This window comes from Methylobacterium phyllosphaerae (genome assembly GCF_001936175.1).
GTDB classification, from domain to species: domain Bacteria; phylum Pseudomonadota; class Alphaproteobacteria; order Rhizobiales; family Beijerinckiaceae; genus Methylobacterium; species Methylobacterium fujisawaense.
Window position 1 is genome coordinate 3,670,424 of record NZ_CP015367.1, and the last position, 20,658, is coordinate 3,691,081.

Sequence of the window (20,658 nt, forward strand, 5' to 3'; positions counted from 1 at the left end):
CCACTCCGTGTCACGCCTCCGCCTCGGCACGGCCTTCCTTGCGGCCGAACAGCTCGCGGAAGACCGGGTAGATCTCCCGGCGGTGGTTGACCTTGCGCATGGCGATCGGACCGCCGGCCTTGGCGATCGCCTCGTAGGTCCGCCACAGGGTGGTGCGGTGCTCCACGAAGCCGGCGCGGGGGCCGTTCTCGTCCCCCACCTCGAGATAGGCGAAGTGCTGGCAGGCCGGCAGGATGTGCGACCGCAAGAGTTCCGTCGAGGTCGGCCCGTCGGAGGAGACGTTGTCGCCGTCCGAGGCCTGGGCGGCGTAGATGTTCCAGTCGTTCGGGTCGTAGCGCTCGGCGATGATGCGCTTCATCTCCACGAGCGCCGAGGAGACCAGGGTGCCGCCGGTCTCCCGGGAGCCGAAGAAGGTCTCCTCGTCCACCTCGGTCGCCCGGTCGGTATGGCGGATGAAGACGATCTCCACGTGCCGGTAGCGGCGCGTCAGGAAGATGTGCAGCAGGATGTAGAACCGCTTGGCGAGGTCCTTCATGTGCTCGGTCATCGAGCCCGACACATCCATCAGGCAGAACATCACCGCCTGGGCGATCGGCCGCGGATAGGGCTCGAACCGGCGGAAGCGCAGGTCGATCGGATCGACGTAAGGGATCCGCTTCGACCGCTCGCGCAGCCTGAACAGGGCCTGCTCCAGTTCCGAACGCTCTGGATCGCCCTCCGCCAGGGCCTGGATCTGCGCCTCCAGGGCCGCGACTTCCTCGGGCTTCGGCCGCTTGAGGGCGATCCGCCGGGACATCGAGTTGCGCAGGGTGCGGGTGAGCGCGAGATTCGCCGGCGAGCCGGTGACCGTGTAGCCCGCCCGGCGCAGCCCCTCGGTTTCCACCACGGCCAGCCGCCGCTTGGCGAGGTCCGGAAGCTCCAGGTCCTCGAGGAAGAGCTCCAGAAACTCCTCGCGGGTGAGGACGAAGCGGAACGCGTCCTCGCTGTTCTCGCCGCCCTCCCCGCCTTCACCGGCACCACGGCCGCCGCCGCTGCCCGGGGGCCGCTCGATCGTGTCGCCCTCGACGTAGGTCTTGTTGCCGGGCAGGATGTGGTCCTGCAGGCCCGTGCCGGGCTGGCGCGAGAAGCGGGGCTCCCGGACGCCGTCCGCCGGCACGGTGACGCGGCCGTCCTTGCCGAGATCCTTGATGTCCTTCTCGCGGGCGGATTCCCGCACCGCGCGCTGGGCCACGTCCTTCACGCGCCGCAGGAAGCGCTGGCGGTTCGGGAGGCTCTTGCCGCCCGGGTTCAAACGTCGGTCGACGATATGCATCCGCTGCGAAAACCCTCGTCCGCGTGTTCCGGCCGGGTCCGGACCCTTGTCGTACCATGCTGTTACCGGAGGGATGGATCCCTCTTTTGCAGCAGGGCCGAGATCTTCACCGGCCGGTCGTCCGAAACTGTGGCGGCAAAGGGTCGGATCTCAGGGTCGAACCCTGGGCCGGCCGGATTGGACCCGGCCGGACACCCCGCGCCTCAGCCGGCCTGCTTCACCCGCATGTACCATTCCACCAGGCGGCGAACCTGCCGCTCGGTGTAGCCGCGCGCGACCATGCGCTCGACGAACTCGCCGTGCTTCTTCTCGGTCTCGCCATCCTTCTTGGAACCGAAGGAGATCACCGGCAGCAGTTCCTCCACCTGGGAGAACATTCGCCGCTCGATCACCTCGCGCAGCTTCTCGTAGGAGGTCCAGCTCGGGTTGCGGCCGCCGTGCTGGGCTCGGGAGCGCAGGGCGAACTTGACCACCTCGTTGCGGAAGTCCTTCGGATTGGCGATCCCGGCGGGCTTCTCGATCTTGGTGAGCTCCTGGTTCAGGAGCTCCCGGTTCATGAGCTGCCCGGTCTCGGCATCCTTGAAGTCCTGGTCCTCGATCCAGGCGTCGGCATAGTCGATATACCGGTCGAACAGGTTCTGCCCGTAATCGTGGTACGATTCGAGATAGGCCTTCTGGATCTCGTGCCCGATGAACTCCGCATAGCGCGGGGCCAGCTCGGTCTTGATGAATTCCAGGTACTTCTTCTCGGTCTCGGGCGGCAGCTGCTCGCGCTTGAGCGACTGCTCCAGCACGTACATCAGATGCACCGGATCGGCCGAGACCTCGGTGGTGTCGTGGTTGAAGGTCGCGGCCAGGACCTTGAAGGCGAAGCGGGTGGAGATTCCGTCCATGCCCTCGTCGACGCCGGCCGTATCCTTGTATTCCTGCATCGAGCGGGCGCGGGGATCGACCTCGCGCAGGGACTCGCCGTCGTAGACCCGCATCTTCGAGAAGACGTTGGAATTGGCGTGCTCGCGCAAGCGGGACAGGACCGAGAAGCGCGCCAGCATCTCCAGCGTGCCGGGGGCGCAGGCGGCGTCCGAGAGTTCCGAGCTGGAGATCAGCTTCTCGTAGATCCGCTGCTCCTCGGTGACGCGCAGGCAGTACGGGACCTTGATCACGTAGATCCGGTCGATGAAGGCCTCGTTGTTCTTGTTGGTCTTGAAGGTCTGCCACTCGGCCTCGTTCGAGTGGGCCAGGATCACGCCGGTGAACGGGATCGCGCCGATATTCTCGGTGCCGACGTAGTTGCCCTCCTGCGTCGCCGTGAGCAGCGGGTGCAGCATCTTGATCGGCGCCTTGAACATCTCGACGAACTCGAGGATGCCCTGGTTCGCGCGGTTCAGGCCGCCCGAATACGAGTAGGCGTCTGGATCCGCCTGCGACAGGGTCTCCAGGCGCCGGATGTCGACCTTGCCGACCAGCGAGGAGATGTCCTGGTTGTTCTCGTCCCCCGGCTCGGTCTTGGCGATGGCGATCTGGCGCAGCCGGGAGGGCCGGACCTTGATCACCTTGAAGCGCGAGATGTCGCCGTTGAACTCGTCGAGGCGCTTGAGCGCCCAGGGGCTCATCAGGCCGGTCAGCCGCCGGCGCGGGATGCCGTAACGGCGCTGGATCTCCTCGCCCATCGTCTCGGGATCGAACAGGCCCAGCGGGCTCTCGAAGACCGGCGAGACCTCGTCCCCGGCCTTGAGGACGTAGACGGGGTGAACCTCCATCAGGAGCTTCAGCCGCTCGGCCAGCGACGACTTACCGCCGCCCACCGGGCCCAGCAGGTAGAGGATCTGCTTGCGCTCCTCCAACCCCTGCGCGGCGTGGCGGAAGAACGAGACGATCCGCTCGATCGTCTCCTCCATGCCGTAGAACTCCCGGAAGGCCGGGTAGGTCCGGATCGTCCGGTTCATGAAGATCCGGCCGAGGCGCGAATCCTTGGCGGTGTCCACGAATTCGGGTTCGCCGATCGCCGCGAGGATGCGCTCGGCGGCCGAGGCGTACATCAGGGGCTCGTCGCGACAGGCCTCCAGGTACTCGGAGAGCGTCATCTCCGTGTCGCGGCGGGCCTCGTACCCTCGGGCGAAGCTCTGGAAAAGGTCGTTCGTCGCATGCATGGGCATTCGATAACCCTCTCAGACCGTGACAGCTTCATCCTGTCTCGGCTTGGATGCAACCGACAGGCCCGCTTTTGTCGCAGTGCGGCGAGCGTGGCGCCCGGCATGTCGATTGCTTGCAACACTCCCGAGCGCTGAAGGCCGCACAGATGAGACTCCGTGCGGCCCTCGAACGGCTGCACGAGCCGCTGAACTGGGCAGATACCGCCTAAGCGGGCCCAGGCTCACAAATCCGTGCCCTCTTTCTTGCCATCGTCTCCCGATTTGGCACCGGACGCCGCGACCGTAATCTTGACGGTCTGCGTCTGCACTTGACCGTCGGAGCTCTTGACCTCGAACGTCACTTCGTCGGTTCCGGTGAAGCCGGAGTTGGGCTGGTAGAACAGTGCCTGGACGGCCGCCTCCTTGTTGGGACAGCGATAGCTCGCCGGTGTCTTCAGCTTGCCGACCTTGGTGATCACCGAGCCGTTCTTGGGCGGCCCCGAGACCTTGAACTCGGGCATCGGCCCAGGAGAACAATCCTTCTTGAGGTTCGGCGCGATCTCGATGCGCACGGTCTTGCCGGGCGCCACGGTCTTGGTTCGGCTGGCAGGCGCCTGGGCCAGCGCCGGGCCGGCGAGGGCCATGCTCCCGACGAGCAGCGCGGCGAGCGGACGAAGGGCAATCATGGAAGCGTCTCTCCAGTGCCGAGCCGGGACCTGTCTCCGGACGCGCGTCCGGATGCCCCGTTCCTCGGTGGAGACCATGTGGGGACGCCGCGCACGGGCGTCGAGGGCCCGGACGGCCCCTTAATTCTGGAGCGCCGCCGCGACGATACCGGTGATGCGGGCGATCTGCGCGGCATCGAATTCGCCGGCCAGGGCGGCGGCGAGCCGCCCTTCGACCCGCGCGCGCTCCCCGGCATCGGCAAGCGGAGCGGGGGGAATCTCATCCTCGGCCAGACGGCAGACCCGGCGAATCGTCTCGGCGGCCGCGAGGAGTTTCTCCCGGTCGGTGGGACCCATCTCCCAGAGCGGATTGCGCAGGCGGCTGATCACGCGCTTGGCGTCGCGGTACTCGCGGTCGACGCCGGTGGCCGCCTCGATCTGGCTGACGAGGAACATCAGTTCCAGGACTTCGGACGCCGCCTCCGGGCATGTGCGGACGATCCGCATGATGCGGGCCATCAGTTCCTGGCTGGGCGTCAACTTGGGTTTGGGCGCGGCCATGCGGGCGACAACGCAGGTTGTCGCCGGAAAGTTCGCTGGCCGCGTGTCGGATCGCGCGGTCGTGCCGACACGGTCAGGCTGGGCCGGTCAGGCCTCCAGGTCGGGCATCTCGCGCAGGCCATCGAGCAGGGCGCGGCAGGCCCGCAATTCCTCCAGGGCTTCGGCCAGGGACGCCCGGTCGGAGGCTCCGAGAGTGCCGGACCGGGAGCCCGCCTCCGTCTCGACCTCCTGAATCAGGGGTTCGGCCGCCACGGCCTCGCCGCGGCCGACCGCCTGCACGAAGCGGACGCCGTTCTCCTTGAGGACCCGCTGCGCCCCCGCGATGGTGTAGCGCTGCACGTGCAGGAGATGCCGGATGCCCGCCACCAGCTCGACATCCTGGGGCCGATAATAGCGCCGTCCGCCCGCCCGCTTCACGGGACGGATCTGGCCAAAGCGGGTCTCCCAGAACCGCAGCACGTGCTGGGGCACGTCGAGTTCCTCGGCCACCTCGCTGATCGTCCGGAACGCGTGAGCGCTCTTCTCGCCGATCCCGGTCGGCGGTTCGTCGGTCTGTGCGGCGGCGAGGGCTGGCGGCATGGGTGTCTTGCGAATGGGCTCGGAACGCCCCGATCTTGACCGGTCGCAGGGTCGCACTCAAGCCTGAGAGGCCGAGGAATCCGGCGGCGTTTGGAGCGGGTGCCGCTTGTGCGGTGCGTCGTGTGCCGGGCTCCCGTTCACCGTCCGCGACCTTGCGGGCATCCGGGACAAGGGCGGGGGCAGGATGAACCGCAGCCCGTTCCGGGGCGCAGGCCCCGCAGGAGGCGGCCCCGCACGCGGACCCGCTCAATCGTCGTCGTGAACGCCCGTGCCATTCAGGCCGTTGATCTTGGCCTTGAGCACGTTGGACGGCTTGAACACCATCACCTGCCGCGGCTCGATCGCGACCTCGACCCCGGTCTTGGGGTTGCGGCCGACGCGCTTGCCCTTGCTGCGCACCACGAAGGAGCCGAACGAGGACAGCTTCACCGTCTCGCCGCTCGCCAGGCAGCTGCAGATCTCCGACAGCACGGTCTCGACGAGGGCGGCCGACTCGGTCCGCGACAGGCCCACCTGATGGTAGACGGCCTCGCTCAAGTCGGCGCGCGTCACCGTCTTGCCTGCCATGCCGTGTCCCCTCGCCCGCATCGTTCGCCCCATGACGCATGGTGCGGCACGCGCGGCCACACCAAACGCTGAAGGCGTATCCCTATGATCCGGCACGCTAATCGGCGCTCCGCCCCCGGTCAACCGCAGCGGGGCCGCGAATCGTTTCAGGCGCCCGCTCGAAGCCTCACCAGCGGATCAGCGCCGCACCCCAGCTGAACCCGCCGCCGATCGCCTCGATCATCACGAGGTCGCCCGCCTGGATGCGACCGTCCCGCCGCGCCACGTCGAGGGCCAGGGGAATCGAGGCCGCCGACGTGTTGCCGTGGCGGTCCACCGTCAGCACGATCTTCTCCCGGGCGATTCCGATCTTGTCAGCCGAGGCCTCGATGATCCGGCGATTGGCCTGATGCGGCACGAACCAGTCGAGCTCCTCCGCGGTGACGCCCGCCTGCGCGAAAGCCTCGACGATCACGTCGGTGACCTGCCCCACGGCGAACCGGAACACGTCGCGGCCCTCCATGCGCAGGTGGCCGGTGGTGCCGGTGGAACCCGGACCGCCGTCGACATAGAGCTTTTCCCGGTGGCGCCCGTCCGACCGCAGGCTCGCGCTGAGCACGCCGCGGTCCCCGGCCTCGTCCTGCGCCTCCAGCACGATGGCGCCGGCCCCGTCGCCGAACAGCACGCAGGTGGTGCGGTCCTTCCAGTCGACAATCCGCGAGAAGGTCTCGGCGCCGACCACCAGCGCGCGGCGGGCCGCGCCCGTGGTCAGGAACTTGTCGGCGGTCGAGACCGCGAAGACGAAGCCGGCGCAGACCGCCTGCAGGTCGAAGGCCGCGCCCTGATGGATGCCCAGCGCCGCCTGGATCTGGGTCGCGGTCGCCGGAAAGGTGTGGTCCGGCGTCGAGGTGGCGCAGATCACGAGGTCGATGTCGTCGGCGGTCAGGCCGGCATCCTCCAGGGCGGCCCGGGCCGCGCGCGCGCCGAGGACCGAGGTGGTCTCGTCGGCGGCCGCGATGTGCCGCTGGCGGATCCCGGTCCGCTGGACGATCCACGCGTCGGAGGTGTCCATCTGCTCGGCCAGATCGGCATTCGTCACCACCCGTGCGGGCAGGCTCGATCCGGTCCCCACCACCACCGAGCGCAGAGGGGGCGCGCGCCGGTGCGGCTCGGGGTCAGTGCGGAGGGTTGCCATCATTGTCCTTCCCGGACGACGCCAGATTCACAATTTCCAGTTGTGAAGCCGCAGCCGTCCGATTTCCATCCCATCCGTCGACGGGGGCTCAGTCCGGCACTGGCGTCACGCCGGCGCCAGCGCCGCGGTCTGGTCGAGCATCTCGCGGATCGTGCGGATCATGTCATGGCGCGCCATGTCGTGCGCCAGATCGATCGCCGCGGCGAAGCCCTGCGCATTCTCCGAACCGTGGCTCTTGATGACGATGCCTTCGAGGCCGAGGAACACCCCGCCATTGGCCCGGCTCGGGTTCATCTTGTCCTTGAGGGCCTTGAAGGCCTGCCGGGCGAACAGGGCGCCGATCTTGGCGGCCAGCGTCCGGGTCATGGCGGCGCGGAGATACGTGCCGATCTGCTTGGCGGTGCCCTCGGCGGTCTTGAGGGCGATGTTGCCGGTGAACCCCTCGGTCACCACCACGTCGACGGTGCCGCGCCCGAGATCGGTGCCTTCGACGAAGCCGTGATAGGTGAGGCCGGGGCTCTCCATCTCGCGCAGGATCCGGGCGGCCTCCTTGACCGCCTCGTTGCCCTTCATCTCCTCGGTGCCGACATTGAGCAGGCCGACGGTGGGCCGGTCGAGGTCGAACACGATCCGGGCCATGGCGGAGCCCATCACGGCCATCTCGACGAGGTGCTCGGCATCCGTGCCGATGGTGGCGCCGACGTCGAGCACGACGCTCTCGCCGCGCACGGTCGGCCACAGGCAGGCGATGGCCGGACGCTCGATGCCCGACATGGTCTTCAGGCAGATCTTCGACATCGCCATCAGGGCGCCGGTGTTGCCGGCCGACACGCAGGCATCGGCCTGCCCGTCGCGCACCGCCTGGATCGCCTGCCACATGGACGATTTGCCCCGGCCCTGGCGCACCGCCTGGCTGGGCTTGTCGTCCATGGCCACGGCCACGCTGGTGTGGCGGATCTCGACGCAATCCTTGAGCCGGGGCTCCTTGGCGACCAGCGGCGCGATCACGGCCTCGTCGCCGAACATCAGGAAGGTGGTGCCGGGATGGCGCTCCCGGGCCAGGGCCGCGCCGGGCACGACCGTGGTGGGCCCGTGGTCGCCACCCATGGCGTCGAGCGAGATGCACACGCGTTGGGACATGTCGGTAGCGGGTCGCGGGTCTCGGCGGGAAAGGGTTCAGACGTCGGCGGGACGGGGCCCGCCGGGCGCGGCGGACCATAGCGATACCGGCCCGGCGGGCAAATGAAATCGGGCGGCGCGGGCTTCCGGGCGGTCGCCGACGGCCTCAGGCTCCGCCGTCGCGGAGCTTGCGCAGGCCGTCGAGGGGCCCCGCATCGTCGCCCGCCACCACCGGCTCGAAGGTGATGCCGGGCTTGCGCGGATAGGGATCGAGGCCGAGCGCCAGGAACTCGGCGGTGAGCGCACCGAAATCGATGCGGCCGCCGACCAGCGGGTCGGGGATGTCGGCTTCCTCGGCCTCGGTGCCGGCGAGCCGGTCGGTATCGGTGAACACCACCTCGACCGGTTCATGGACCGGCGCCTCGAAGGGTTCGAGGCTCACGGTGCAGACCTGCGTCACCAGGGCTTCCACCGCGCCGGTCACGGTGAGACGGCTGGTCGGCCCCTCGATGGCGAAGCGCCCGACCAGATCGCGGATCCCGGGGATGCCGAAATCGGCGGCGAGCGCCGCGCATTCGGCCGGGCTCGCCTCCACGGTGACGGCGCCGCGCCCCTGGGGCAGGCGCTCGACATTGACCCAGCGCGCGAGGGGAAAGCCCTCCTGGCCGGCGTGGCGGGTCATGAATTTCCTCCATCTCCAGCGTGGACCGATGCCGGCGCGAAGCCGTCCGGCTCCGGGAAGGGCGGCCCAGCCCCGAGCAGCCCGTCCAGATCGGCGCCGGCGAGGGCGGCGTCGGCGGACTGCACGTAGGCGGCAAGACCGCGCCCGTCACCCTCGCCGCCCAGCACGTTGCGCACGAGAACGGCGCGCAGCGCCGCCGCGTCGCCGGCCTCCAGGGCGGCATCGTAGCCCTCGGCCCGGCCGTAAAAGGCGGCGCCGAGCTTCTTCATCCGCTTGGACACGCCCATGTCGCCGACACCGAGTTCGCGCAGCGAGGCGTCGAGCTGGGTGAAGACGGAATTCACGAGATCCTGGGCCACCTCGGACGCCGGCGCCGGCAACCGGTTCAGCCGGCGCAGGACCAGGATCGCGTGCAGGCAGAGGGCCTCGAACCGGCCCTCCACGGTATCGGGCACGCCGAGGCGCGTGTAGAGGCCCGGCCGGCGCGCGGCCATGCTCAAGGCCACGTGCAGCCCCTCGACGGCGCGGCGCCGCGCGCTCGCGCGCCGGAACAACCCGGCGATCATCGGTGCCGAACCCCGGCCATCTGTGGCCAAGCTTGCCTTGTCAAAGCCATAACCCCGCGGTACGGCAACCCACGCCCAGGGCGCAAGCGCCGTCGGAGCCCCGTGTCGGCGACGACGGTTGCGCCCCGTCCGTCAACACGCTCTCTGGGGGCCCGATGCGGCGCCGTCTCGTCCAGTCCTTCGCGCGCCTCGCCCTGCTCGGCCTTGCGGGAACCGGCCTGTCCGGCTGCATCGGCGAGGAGCTGCGTCACGGCTATCAGGTCGACCAGGCGGCCCTCGCCACGATCAAGCCCGGCATGAGCCCCGAGCAGGTCCTGCAGATCCTCGGCACGCCGTCGACGGTGTCCACCGTGGGCAACAAGTCCTGGTACTACATCTCGCAGAACACCCGCCGGACGATCATGTTCCTGGGTGAGCAGGTCGAGGACCAGAAGGTGACGGCGGTCTATTTCTCGCCCGCCTTCAAGGTCGAGCGGGTGGCGCTCTACGGCCTCCAGGACGGCCGGATCTTCGACTTCATCGAACGCACGACGCCGACGAGCGGCGCCGACCGCGCCTTCCTCAGCCAGCTGTTCCGCGGCCTGACCCGCTACGAGCCGTTCGGCAGCGGCAGCGGCACCAGCGTCGTGCCGGGCGCCAATCGCGGCATGTGATCGGCCTCGCCCGCCACGAGGCGGGCGATCTCCGCCGGCTCCGAGAACAGGTGCTCGGGGCCGAGGGCCGCGAGAGCCCGGGAATCGGTATAGCCCCAGGCCACGGCGCCGAAGGGACAGCCCAGGGCGCGCGCCGCCTCGAGGTCGCGGATCTCGTCGCCGATGCAGAGAGCCCGGTCGGGCGCCACGCCGGTCCGTGCGAGCAGCGTCCGCAGCCGACGCGCCTTCCCGAAGACCGAGGCCCCGCAGGCATAGGTGCCGATGCGGTCGGCATTGTCCGGTCCGAGCACCCGCCGCACCGTGTCGGCGCGGTTCGACGACAGGATCGCCAGCGGCACGCCCGCCTCCGCGACCGCGGCCAGCATCGCCGGAACGCCGGGAAACAGGGCGATCTGGCCGGCGTCGCGCGCGGCCAGCCTGTGCATGTGGCGGGCGATGAGCGGCAGCTTCCAGCGCGGGATGCCGAGATGGGCCACGATCGCCCGGGCGCCCAGGAGCCGCAGACCCTCGACCTCATGGGCCTCGACCCGGCGGAAGCGGTAGCGGTCGGCGACCCCGTTCAGAACCGAACAGAACCACGGGAAGCTGTCGGCCAGGGTGCCGTCGAAATCGAGGACGACGAGACGCGGCCGTGGAGCGGCCGGCGGCCGGGTCATGTCAGGTCCGCAGGTTCTCGAGCGGGACACAGAGCCGCATCAGGAGACCGCCCGGCGCCCAGTCGTGCTCCAGCACGCCGTCGAGCTGGCCGGCGACGCTGCGCTCGGCCAGAACGGTGCCGAACCCCTTCCGGAGCGGCGCGCCGGCAACCTGGGGGCCGCCCTCCTCGCGCCATGTCAGCGTATAGCGGCCTGCCTCCCGGGCCCCGCTCAGCGAGACGCCGCCCTCCCGCGTCGAGAGCCCTCCGTACTTGACCGCGTTGGTCGCCTGCTCGTGCATGATCAGGGCGAGGGCGGTGGCGGTGCGCTCGCCGATCTCGGCATCGTCCCCGGTGATCACCACGCGCGCGCGTCCGTTCTCCTCGTAGGCGGCCATGATCAGGCGCATCAGCCCGAGCACCGTCTGACCGGCCACCGGCGGGGCGCTGTCGGGGGAATGGGGGCGAACATATTCGTGGGCCCGGGCCAGGGCGCCCAGTCGCTCGCGGAACGCCGCCACGAACGGCTTGGCCGCAGGATCGCTCCGGGCGGTCAGCGCGGCGAGGCCGCCGACCACCGCGAAGATGTTCTTGATCCGGTGCGACAGCTCGCGGATCAGAAGGTCCCGCGCCTCCTCGGCGCGCTTCGCTTCGCGCAGGTCGCGGGTGACGGTGGCGTATCCCACCTCGGTCCCCATCGGATCGCGCACCGGGAAGATGTTGTAGAGCACCGCCAACGGCTCGCCGGTGACGAAGTGCCGGAAGGCCAGCTCGCCCTCCCAGAACCCGTCCCGGCGCACCGCCGGCATGACGGTCTCGGCCAGGATCCGGCGGCTGTCGTCGGTGAAGAAGTCGGACACCGTGCACGCCCGGGCGGCGGCGAGGTTGGGCAGGCCGACCAGGGCCAGGGCGGCCTCGTTGAGATGGGTGATCTCGCCCTCGAGGGTGCAGAGCCCGATGAAGTCCTTGGAGGTCTCGACGATCACGGCGAGCTTGCGGGCTTCGGCCTCGGCACGCTTCAGGTCGTCGATATCGGTACAGGTCCCGAACCAGCGCTCGATCCGCCCCTCGGCGTCCCGGATCGGCATGGCGCGCCCGAGCGTCCAGCGGTAATCGCCGTTGTGGTGGCGCAGGCGGTACTCGATCTCGTAGGGCTCGCCCGTCCTGAGGCAGTGGCGCCACCGCGCCCAGGCCCGCTCTTGGTCCTCGGGGTGGAACACCCCGTTCCAGCCCTCGCCGTCGGTGGAGCCGTAGGGCACGCCGGTGAACTCGTACCAGCGGTCGTTGTAATAATCGTGGAACCCGTCCGGCCGGGTGGTCCAGACCATCTGGGGCATGGCGGAGGTCATCACGCGGAAGCGGCGCTCGCTCGCGGCGATCTCCGCCTCGCGGGCGGCGACCCGCGCCAGCGTCCGGCGATGCTCCAGCAGGCTCGAGATCTGACGTGCCAACGCCAGCAGGGTCGCGGTCTGCTCGGAATCGAGGCCATCCGGCCGCGGGGCCCGGTCCAGCACGCACACGGCACCGATCGGAATGCCATGATTGCCGCGGATCACCGCGCCCGCATAGAAGCGGAAGGCCGGCGCCCCGGTCACGAGGGGGTTCTCAGTGGTCCGCGGGTCGGTGGTCAGATCCGGGATGACGAGAAGATCGCCCGCCTCGATCGTATGGGCACAGACCGAGCAGTTGATCGGCAACTCGCGCTTGCCGAGGCCCACCTCCGACTTGAACCACTGCCGCTCGGCATCCACCAGGCTGACGAGGGCGACCGGCGCGCGGCAGACATAGGCTGCGACCCGCACGAGATCGTCGTAGAGCGGCTCCGGCTCCGAATCGAGGATCGCGAGATCACGAAGTTCCGCGATCCGATCCGCGGCGCTCCAGCGTCCATCGGTCGGTCCGGCTTCCGCGAGCGCGTGAGGTGCAGGCACATCCATGGTCCTGCCCTCACATAGGCGCGCAGCGGCGCCCTGCCTAGGGACCGCCGCGCTTTCCTGCCGTGCCCGCCGGGGCCCGGCAGACGATGCTGGCCGGGGCGCGTCAGGCGGCGCGGGACTTCGTCAGGGTCGGGTAGTCGATGTAGCCCTCGGGGCCCTGGCTGTACCACGTCGCGGCGTCGTCCTTGTTGAGCGGCGCCTTCTGGGCGATCCGCTCGACGAGGTCCGGATTGGCGATGAAGGTCCGGCCGAACGCGATGGCGTCGGCCTCGCCGGCATCCAGAACCTTCTGGCCGCTGATGCCGTCGTAATCGGCGTTCAGGATCATGGGGTTGCGGAACACGCGCCGCATCGCCGGGGCGATCGGCGGGTGGTCGGCCTTGCCGAAGGTGCCGTTCGGCCCCGGCTCGCGCATCTCCAGGAAAGCGATCCCGACATCGGCGAGCGCCTGGGCGGCGGCCACGAACAGCGGCTCCGGATCGGAATCGTTGCAGCCCTGGATCGCGCCGTTGGGCGAGAGCCGCACGCCGGTGCGCTCCGGCCCGGCCACCTTCGCCACAGCCTCGGTCACCTCGCGCAGCAGCCGCACGCGGTTTTCGATGGAGCCGCCGTACTGGTCGGTGCGGTGGTTGGTGCCGTCACGGAGGAATTCGTCGATCAGGTAGCCGTTCGCGGCGTGGATCTGCACGCCGTCGAAGCCGGCCGCCAGGGCATTGGCGGTGGCCCGCTCGTAATCGGCGAGCAGGCGCGGCACTTCCGAGACCTCCAGCGGGCGCGCCTCGGCATAGGGCTTCTTGCCGGAATACGTGTGCGCCTGGTCGGGCGCCGTCGTGGCAGAGGCCGAGATCGGCTTCTCGCCGCCCAGGAAGTCCGGGTGGACCAGCCGCCCCATATGCCAGATCTGGCAGACGATCTTGCCGCCCTTGTCGTGCACGGCCTTCACGATCGGCCGCCACGCGTCGACCTGGGCGTCGGACCAGATCCCCGGTGCGTAGGGCCAGCCGAGACCCTCCTGGCTGATGCCGGTGGCCTCGGTGAGGATCAGGCCGGCGCCGGCGCGCTGGGCGTAATACTCGGCCATGATCGGGGTCGGCACGTGCTCGCGGGTGCCGCGGCCGCGCGTCAGGGGCGCCATGAAGATCCGGTTCTTCGCCTCGATGGCGCCGATACGGATCGGGTCGAGCAGGGACGGCATGAGGTACCTCGTTGTGGTGCGGCGCAGGCCGCGTCCGGTTTTATTCCCGCGCCGAGGTGGCGCTGCGCCGCCGCGATGCCAAGGTGCAGCGCAGCAGGGCTGACAGGCGCGTGCGGGGGCGCACACGGTGAATGGTGAACAGCCGGGCTCCCTCGGAACCCGGCCCTGTCGACTGATCCGCACCGTGCGGTCCGCGGTCACCGTTCGGGCCGGTCGACGAGAAGGCGCTCACCGATGCCGCCGTCGGTCGCCGGGTCGGCGCCGATGCGCCCGTGTCGTCGCCGCGCGTCTCCGGATATCCGGAGTCGACGCCGGCCATGCGGCTTCGGTTCGTCCGGTCCGGCCTGGGTGTCGGTCTCCATGCCGGGCCGCGCGGCCGATCCCGGAGAGGCAGGATCCGGCTCGGCCGATCGCCCCGACGTCCGGTCAGGCTGCGAGTTCGCGCATCGCCGCGGCGACCTCGTCGCGGCGGTAGGGCTTCTCGAAGAAGCGCCCGCGCTCTGGCAGATCCCCGGGTTCGGGCTGAATCTTCCCCGAGGTCATGATGATCTCGACCGGCGGCCAACGGTCCCGGATCGCATGGGCGAGGTCCAGACCCGCCATGCCGATGCCGAGGTCGATGTCGGAGAAGACGAGGACGATGTCGGGCCGCGCCTCCATAAGGCGCACCGCTTCCTCGGCGTCGAACGCTTCCAGGGCCTCGAACCCCGCATCCTCGACGAGGTCGACAGCCATGAGGCGCATGACCGGCTCATCCTCGATGACGAGGATGGCATTCCGCCTCGCAGTCCCTGCAGCCACGGCTCGCTCCCTATCCATGCTGCAATTGGACGAGCAGCGCACGCAGCGTCGCTTCGAAGCCAGAGGAAGGGTAACGAAGGTCGACGCCGCCGGATCCGGCCAGTCCCAAACGAATGAGGCGCGAGCCGAACCCGGCGCGCTTGGAGTGCGCGGGGGCCACAGGTGGCGGGCCGCCCCGCTCGACCCAGTCGAGCACGACCTCACGCTCCCCGATGCCGTCATCCAGGCGCCACGTCACGGCGACCCGCCCGTCGGGGACCGACAAGGCCCCGTATTTGGCGGCGTTGGTCGCCAGTTCGTGCAGCAGGAGCGAGACCGAGAGCGTCGCGCGCGGTCCGAGATCGAAATCGGGGCCCGTGACCGTGATGCGGTCGCCATGCCCCGCGGCGCCGAGGACCGCATGGACGACCTCGCGGACCGGGGCGCTCGTCCATGTCTTGTGGAGGAGCACGTTGTGGGCGGTCGACAGCGCGTGGATGCGCCGCTCGAAGGCCTCCACAGGAGCGCGGTCGGGGACACCGCGAAGGGTCTGCGTGGCGATCGACAGCACCATCGCGAGCATGTTCTTCAGGCGATGCGAGATCTCCTCGTTGAGGATGCGCTGCTGCTCCTCGGCCTCGAGCCGGGCGACGCCCGACTCCAGACGCTCGGCGACGTTGCGCACGAAGGCCAGGGTTTCCGGCGACCATCGGCGGGGCTTGTCGTCCTGCACGATGAACACCGCCACCGTGCGTCCCCGCTCGCGAACCGGCATGTTCACGAGCGCGCCGATGCCGACGTCGAGCATCAGCCGGGGATCCGAGGACGTTCTCGGATCGGTTCGCACGTCCTCGATGACCAGCGGCTCGCCGCGCCGAAGGTGCTCGCGGATGTCGCCGAAATCGGCGTAGCGGTGCCGCCCGGCGATGCTGGCGACGCCCGGTGCGGTCCAGCCCTCCTCGATGTCGACGAATTCGACGTCGCCGTCGATATGGCCATAGCCGGCCCGCGTGACGCCGAGGGTCGTGCCGACGATCTCGGCGGCGGCCTGGATCATCTCCGGGGCCTCCGTCAGGTCGCGGAACCGGTCGCCGAGGCTCAGCAGGGCCGTACGCCGCGCCTCGGCCTGGACCCGGTCGGTGACTTCGAGGAAGGTGACGGCGAAGCGGTCGGCGCCGATGGCGAAGGCGCGGCCCTCGTACCAGCGGTCGAGCGTCCCGACCCGCCGCAGGAACTCGCGCGGTTCCGCGCTCTCCACCACCTGTGCGAACTCATTGACCCAGGCGTCCTCGATACCGGGGAAGACCTCGCGGATGGTCCGGCCGGCAACCTGGTTCACGTCGATGCCGACGAGGTCGCCCCAGGCACGGTTGACCTCGACGTAGCGCCAGTCGGTCACCTGTCCGGCCTCGCGGATGACTTCGCCGACGATGAAGCCCTCGCACAGCCGCTCGAACAGGCTGCGCCAGTAGGCCCGGCTCTCGGCGAGGGCGTCCTCGCCGTCGAGGCGCTCGTGGACCGCCGCCATCAGGCGGGCGAGCGTCTCGAAGAACGCCACGGTCTCGCGGTCGAAGGCGGCCACCCGCGTCGAGGCGAAGGCGATGACCGCGCAGAGTTCGCCCCGGCTGACGATGGGGAACCCGGCATAGGCGTCGAGGCCGTTGCCGCGGGCCACCTCCCATCGCGGATCGAGACTGGCCTGCAACCCGCTGAGGATCAGGGGCTGGCGGGTCTCCGCGACGATGCCGCAGAGCGGAGTCCCGAACGGCAGGCGCTTCAGGCGCTCGCGCCCGTCCGGAGAGATGTTGACCGCGTGGGTCAGGCGCAGGTGCTGCCGGTCCGGCGTTACGTCGTAGAGGCAGGCCCGGTCGAACCCGAGGGCGTCGGCCCCGTCCCTCAGAATGGGTTCGAGGACCGCGGAGGGGTCGTCGGCGGTGAGCAGGGCCGTGGAGGCGGTGGCGATGACGTCGAGCCGGTGCGCCCGCCGCAGCTCGGCGGCCTGGAACGCAAGGACCTGATCGCGTTCGTCCACGGCCCGGCGCATCTGCAGCTGGGTGACGACCTGGGCCGCCAGGATGCGCAGGTCCTCCTGCTGCTCCGGGGTCAGCCCCTGGGGCCGGGGCACCGTGTCGATGACGCAGAGCGAGCCGAGCACCTGCCCGTCGGGCGCGCGCAGGGGCGCCCCGGCGTAGAACCGGATGAACGGCTCCCCAGTGACGAGGGGGTTGTCGGCCGTGCGCGGGTCGGCCGCGAGGTCGGGCACGATCAGCAGGTCCGGCTCGGCCAGCGCGTACTTGCAGACCGAGCGCTCGAGGTCGGTCTCGCACGAAGGAAAACCGATCCGTGCCTTGAACCACTGGCGGTCGGCGGCCACGAAGCTGACGAGGGCGACCGGGGTCAGGCACAGCCGGGTCGCCAGCCGCACGATGCCGTCGAAGGCGGCCTCGGGCGGGGTGTCGAGGATGCCGTAGGCCTTGAGCGCGGCGAGACGCAGGTCGGCGGCGATGAGATGCTCGACGCCTTCCATGTCGATCACGGTCATGCGGAAATGGCCCCGTGCGTCGCCAGGGGATCGGGCGCGCCGTCGGGGTCGAGCGCGACGAGGGTTCCGGCCGGCGTGAAGGTCGCGCCGAGGACGAGGGCGAAGTGCTCCTGCACCCGGCGATGGCATTCGCAGGACGCCGCCTGCAGAGCCGGCCGGTCGCGGACCGTGATCCTGGCCCGGCCCATCTCGATAAGCCCCTGGGCCTGGAGCCGGTTGAGGATGCCGCTGAGATAGGTCCGGCGCACCCCGAGCATCTCCGCCAGCATGTCCTGGGTGACCGGCAGGACGTCGGTGGCGAGCCGGTCGTGCAGGGCGAGCACCCAGCGCGCGCACCGCTGTTCGATGGGATGGGCGGCATTGCAGGCGACGGACTGGACCACCTGCGCGAGGAGGCAGTCGGCGTAGCGCACGAGGGCGTTGCGGATCGGCAGCGAGGTGCGCTTGGCCGCCTGCATCCGCGCCGCGTCCAGCCGCACCGCCGCCCCGCCCATCTGAACGACGGCGCGGTTGAAGGCCGGGAGGTAGCCCTGGCTCACGACGCCGCCGAGCGCCCCCTCACGACCGACGGTCGCGGTCTCGATGGTGCGGCCCTCCTCCAGCGGCACGATCAGGGAGACCACCGTCCCGTCGAGCGGGAAGATCATCGCGGTGACCTCGTCCCCCGGCTCGAACAGGACGTCGCCGCGCACCAGTGTGACCACCTCCGCATGGGGGAGAAGCCTCGACCGTTCGACGGGTGGCAGCGAGCGGAGCAGGAGGTTCCGCTCCAGCGGGGACGGTGAGTTCGGCGGCATCGGTCGCGGCAGGCTGGCGCTACGAGCCGGCATAGCCCAGCTTGGCCGCCGCGTCCGTTCAAGAGTGAACACTTCCCGCTAAAATGATGGCCGGCGGACGCGAAGTCTCGACATGACGGATTGGCGCAGTCGTTCACGGACGGCGCAGCGTCCTGCAGGTGGCTGCGCCGACCGCGACGGTCCGAGAGTCAAACCCCGGCACCGCCCGATCGGGTGCCCGTGCCCCTCGCCCGGTCGGATCGGCGATGACACATCCGCAGGATCCGCCCGGCTCCGTGCGGGCCGGAAGCGGATTGGCTGCAGACGGCCGCCCGGATCCGGTGCGGCCGGTAATCCCTCAGATGGCCCGCAAGCGGAACCGAGAGGTCGGAAAGCCGACCTTCGGTTCGGCCATCCATCGATCAGCTGTGTGCCAGCACCGCGAGCAGCAGCAGGGCGATGATGTTGGTGATCTTGATCGCCGGGTTCACCGCCGGACCGGCGGTGTCCTTGTAGGGATCGCCCACCGTGTCGCCGGTCACCGCCGCCTTGTGGGCCTCGGAGCCCTTGCCGCCGTGGTGGCCGTCCTCGATGTATTTCTTGGCGTTGTCCCAGGCGCCGCCGCCCGAGGTCATCGAGATCGCCACGTAGAGTCCGGTGAGGATCACGCCGAGCAGGCTCGCCCCCACCGTGGCGAAGGCCTGGCTCTTTCCGGCGATGAGCTGGATCACGAAGAACAGCACAACCGGCGACAGCACCGGCAGGAGCGAGGGGACGATCATCTCCTTGATCGCCGCGCGGGTCAGCATGTCCACCGCCCGTCCGTAATCCGGCCGGTCGGTGCCCTGCATGATCCCGGGCTTCTCCCGGAACTGGCGCCGGACCTCCTCCACCACCGCGCCCGCCGCGCGCCCGACCGCCGTCATGGCGATGCCGGCGAACAGGAACGGGATCAGGCCGCCGAGCAGCAGGCCGACCACGACGTAGGGGTTGGACAGGGAGAAATCGACGCTGACGCCCTGGAAGAAGCGGTACTGTGTCGGGCTCGCATTGGCGATGAAATAGTTCAGGTCCGACGTGTAGGCGGCAAACAGAACCAGCGCGCCGAGGCCCGCCGAGCCGATGGCGTAGCCCTTGGTCACCGCCTTGGTGGTGTTGCCGACCGCGTCGAGGGCGTCCGTGGACTTGCGCACCTCCGCGGGCAGGCCCGCCATCTCGGCGATGCCGCCGGCATTGTCGGTGACCGGCCCGAAGGCGTCGAGCGCCACGATGAAGCCCGCCAGCGCCAGCATGGCGGTGACCGCGATGGCGATGCCGAACAGGCCGGCGAGCGCGTAGGTGCTGATGATGCCGGCCACGATCACGATGGCCGGCAGCGCGGTCGATTCCAGCGAGATCGCCAGCCCCTGGATCACGTTGGTGCCGTGGCCGGTCACCGACGCGTCGGCGATCGACTTCACCGGGCGGAAGTTGGTGCCCGTGTAGTACTCGGTGATCACCACGATCAGCGCCGTGATGGCGAGCCCGATCACCGCGCATCCGAACAGGCCGCCCGACGTGAAGGTGACGCCCGTGGAGGTGGTGAAGGTCGTCGAGAAGCCCCCGAGCAGGGTCATGTTGACCGCCGCGATCGCCCCGATCGACAGAACGCCTGCGGCGATCAGGCCCTTGTAGAGGGCGCCCATGATCGACTGGTTGGCCCCGAGCCGCACCGCGTAGGTGCCGGCGATGGAGGTGAGGATGCAGGCCGAGCCGATGGCCAGCGGGTACAGCATCATCGGCTCGAGGACGTCGCGGCCGCTTCCCGTGGGACCGGAGAAGAAGATCGCGGCCAGCACCATCGTGGCGACGACCGTCACCGCGTAGGTCTCGAACAGGTCGGCCGCCATGCCGGCGCAGTCGCCGACATTGTCGCCGACATTGTCGGCGATGGTGGCGGGGTTGCGCGGATCGTCCTCCGGGATGCCGGCCTCGACCTTGCCGACGAGGTCGCCGCCGACATCGGCGCCCTTAGTGAAGATGCCGCCGCCCAGCCGGGCGAAGATCGAGATCAGCGAGGCGCCGAAGCCCAGGGCGACGAGCGCGTCGATCACCTCGCGGCTCGACGGGTCGAGATGGGCGCCGCGGGTGAGGAACAGGTAGTAGAGGGCGACGCCAAGGAGCGCGAGGCCCGCCACCAGCATGCCGGTCACCGCCCCCGACTTGAAGGCGACGTCGAGGCCGCCGCCCAGCGAGGTGGAGGCGGCCTGGGCCGTGCGGACATTGGCCCGGACCGAGACGTTCATGCCGATGAAGCCCGCCGCCCCCGACAGCACGGCGCCGATCAGGAAGCCGACCGCGACCTTGATCCCGAGGAAGACGGCGAGGAGGACGAACAGGACGACGCCGACGAGGCCGATCGTCGTGTATTGCCGCCGGAGATAGGCCTGCGCGCCCTCGGCGATGGCGGCGGCGATCTCCTGCATGCGCTGCGTGCCGGCATCGCGCCGCATCACGTCGAGGATCGTGACGATGCCGTAGGCGACGGCGCAGAGCCCGCCCACGATGATCAGAAGCAAGGGAATCATTCGACCGTCCTTGTCATTATCGTGCCTGGCGTGGGCTTGTGATTGTCGAGCTTGACCGCCGGACGACGGCCATGGGACGCGGTGCTCAGATTCGGGGCTTTCCTTCCCAGAACAATACCTTGATTGCCAAACTTCGCCGGTGAGCGCAAACGCCGCGCGGGAGAATACGCTCAGGCCTCGGATCTCATGCGCCCGCGCGCGCGGTCCTCGCAGGCCC

At 69.7% G+C, this 20,658-nt stretch carries 19 protein-coding genes; 1 reads left to right on the forward strand and 18 read right to left on the reverse strand.

All coding sequences use genetic code 11. The features are described from left to right. Positions 1-10 precede the first annotated feature (10 nt). The 10 genes from MCBMB27_RS16675 to MCBMB27_RS16720 all read right to left on the reverse strand — a co-directional run bounded on the left by MCBMB27_RS16675 (position 11) and on the right by MCBMB27_RS16720 (position 9,357). A complete protein-coding gene (locus MCBMB27_RS16675) occupies positions 11-1,312 on the reverse strand; it encodes a YeaH/YhbH family protein (protein WP_043386438.1) in 1,302 nt (433 codons plus the stop codon). Positions 1,313-1,515: 203 nt separating this feature from the next. After that, positions 1,516-3,468, reverse strand: coding sequence for a PrkA family serine protein kinase (locus MCBMB27_RS16680; RefSeq protein ID WP_043348452.1), 1,953 nt, complete (start codon positions 3,466-3,468; stop codon positions 1,516-1,518). Between the two features lie 218 nt (positions 3,469-3,686). After that, positions 3,687-4,130, reverse strand: coding sequence for an Ig-like domain-containing protein (locus tag MCBMB27_RS16685; RefSeq protein WP_043348449.1), 444 nt, complete (start codon positions 4,128-4,130; stop codon positions 3,687-3,689). Positions 4,131-4,250: 120 nt separating this feature from the next. Continuing rightward, on the reverse strand, positions 4,251-4,670 hold the full coding sequence (locus MCBMB27_RS16690) for a hypothetical protein (protein WP_043759233.1): 420 nt from the start codon (positions 4,668-4,670) through the stop codon (positions 4,251-4,253). A gap of 87 nt (positions 4,671-4,757) precedes the next feature. After that, positions 4,758-5,249: a MerR family transcriptional regulator gene (locus MCBMB27_RS16695; protein ID WP_075380887.1), complete on the reverse strand. Its 492-nt coding sequence runs from the start codon at positions 5,247-5,249 to the stop codon at positions 4,758-4,760. Between the two features lie 246 nt (positions 5,250-5,495). Continuing rightward, positions 5,496-5,816, reverse strand: a complete 321-nt coding sequence (locus tag MCBMB27_RS16700; RefSeq protein ID WP_043348440.1) for an integration host factor subunit alpha — start codon at positions 5,814-5,816, stop codon at positions 5,496-5,498. A 166-nt stretch (positions 5,817-5,982) separates the two neighbouring features. Beyond that, positions 5,983-6,990 (reverse strand): beta-ketoacyl-ACP synthase III, encoded by a 1,008-nt coding sequence (locus tag MCBMB27_RS16705; RefSeq protein ID WP_075381998.1) that lies wholly within the window; start codon positions 6,988-6,990, stop codon positions 5,983-5,985. 105 nt (positions 6,991-7,095) lie between these two features. After that, positions 7,096-8,130 (reverse strand): phosphate acyltransferase PlsX, encoded by a 1,035-nt coding sequence (plsX, locus tag MCBMB27_RS16710; RefSeq protein ID WP_043348438.1) that lies wholly within the window; start codon positions 8,128-8,130, stop codon positions 7,096-7,098. Between the two features lie 145 nt (positions 8,131-8,275). Continuing rightward, positions 8,276-8,791: a YceD family protein gene (locus tag MCBMB27_RS16715; RefSeq protein WP_043386443.1), complete on the reverse strand. Its 516-nt coding sequence runs from the start codon at positions 8,789-8,791 to the stop codon at positions 8,276-8,278. Next, positions 8,788-9,357: a ubiquinol-cytochrome C chaperone family protein gene (locus MCBMB27_RS16720; protein ID WP_043348434.1), complete on the reverse strand. Its 570-nt coding sequence runs from the start codon at positions 9,355-9,357 to the stop codon at positions 8,788-8,790. Before MCBMB27_RS16720 ends, MCBMB27_RS16715 begins: the two co-directional genes overlap by 4 nt. A gap of 155 nt (positions 9,358-9,512) precedes the next feature. Between MCBMB27_RS16720 and MCBMB27_RS16725 the strand changes: the two genes are divergently transcribed. After that, complete coding sequence (locus tag MCBMB27_RS16725) at positions 9,513-10,010, forward strand: outer membrane protein assembly factor BamE (RefSeq protein ID WP_043348419.1); 498 nt, start codon at positions 9,513-9,515, stop codon at positions 10,008-10,010. On the opposite strand, the gene MCBMB27_RS16730 is transcribed toward MCBMB27_RS16725, so the two are convergent. The 8 genes from MCBMB27_RS16730 to MCBMB27_RS16765 all read right to left on the reverse strand — a co-directional run bounded on the left by MCBMB27_RS16730 (position 9,947) and on the right by MCBMB27_RS16765 (position 20,441). Continuing rightward, positions 9,947-10,666, reverse strand: a complete 720-nt coding sequence (locus MCBMB27_RS16730; RefSeq protein ID WP_043759239.1) for an HAD hydrolase-like protein — start codon at positions 10,664-10,666, stop codon at positions 9,947-9,949. The genes MCBMB27_RS16725 and MCBMB27_RS16730 overlap by 64 nt on opposite strands. Before the next feature lies 1 nt (position 10,667). Then, on the reverse strand, positions 10,668-12,581 hold the full coding sequence (locus MCBMB27_RS16735) for a PAS domain S-box protein (protein WP_075380888.1): 1,914 nt from the start codon (positions 12,579-12,581) through the stop codon (positions 10,668-10,670). A 103-nt stretch (positions 12,582-12,684) separates the two neighbouring features. Then, positions 12,685-13,776 (reverse strand): alkene reductase, encoded by a 1,092-nt coding sequence (locus MCBMB27_RS16740; protein WP_043348413.1) that lies wholly within the window; start codon positions 13,774-13,776, stop codon positions 12,685-12,687. 197 nt (positions 13,777-13,973) lie between these two features. Then, a complete protein-coding gene (locus MCBMB27_RS29655) occupies positions 13,974-14,138 on the reverse strand; it encodes a hypothetical protein (RefSeq protein ID WP_159020342.1) in 165 nt (54 codons plus the stop codon). 64 nt (positions 14,139-14,202) lie between these two features. After that, a complete protein-coding gene (locus MCBMB27_RS16750) occupies positions 14,203-14,577 on the reverse strand; it encodes a response regulator (RefSeq protein ID WP_236952725.1) in 375 nt (124 codons plus the stop codon). 10 nt (positions 14,578-14,587) lie between these two features. Next, positions 14,588-17,098 (reverse strand): GAF domain-containing protein, encoded by a 2,511-nt coding sequence (locus MCBMB27_RS16755; protein WP_051044712.1) that lies wholly within the window; start codon positions 17,096-17,098, stop codon positions 14,588-14,590. After that, the gene (locus MCBMB27_RS16760) at positions 17,095-17,895 is read right to left on the reverse strand and encodes a Crp/Fnr family transcriptional regulator (protein WP_043386450.1); all 801 of its coding nucleotides are present in this window, start codon (positions 17,893-17,895) and stop codon (positions 17,095-17,097) included. The genes MCBMB27_RS16755 and MCBMB27_RS16760 overlap by 4 nt, the downstream gene beginning before the upstream one ends. 401 nt (positions 17,896-18,296) lie before the next feature. Continuing rightward, entirely contained in the window at positions 18,297-20,441 is a 2,145-nt protein-coding gene (locus MCBMB27_RS16765) for a sodium-translocating pyrophosphatase (protein WP_075380891.1), read from the reverse strand. Positions 20,442-20,658 lie beyond the last annotated feature (217 nt).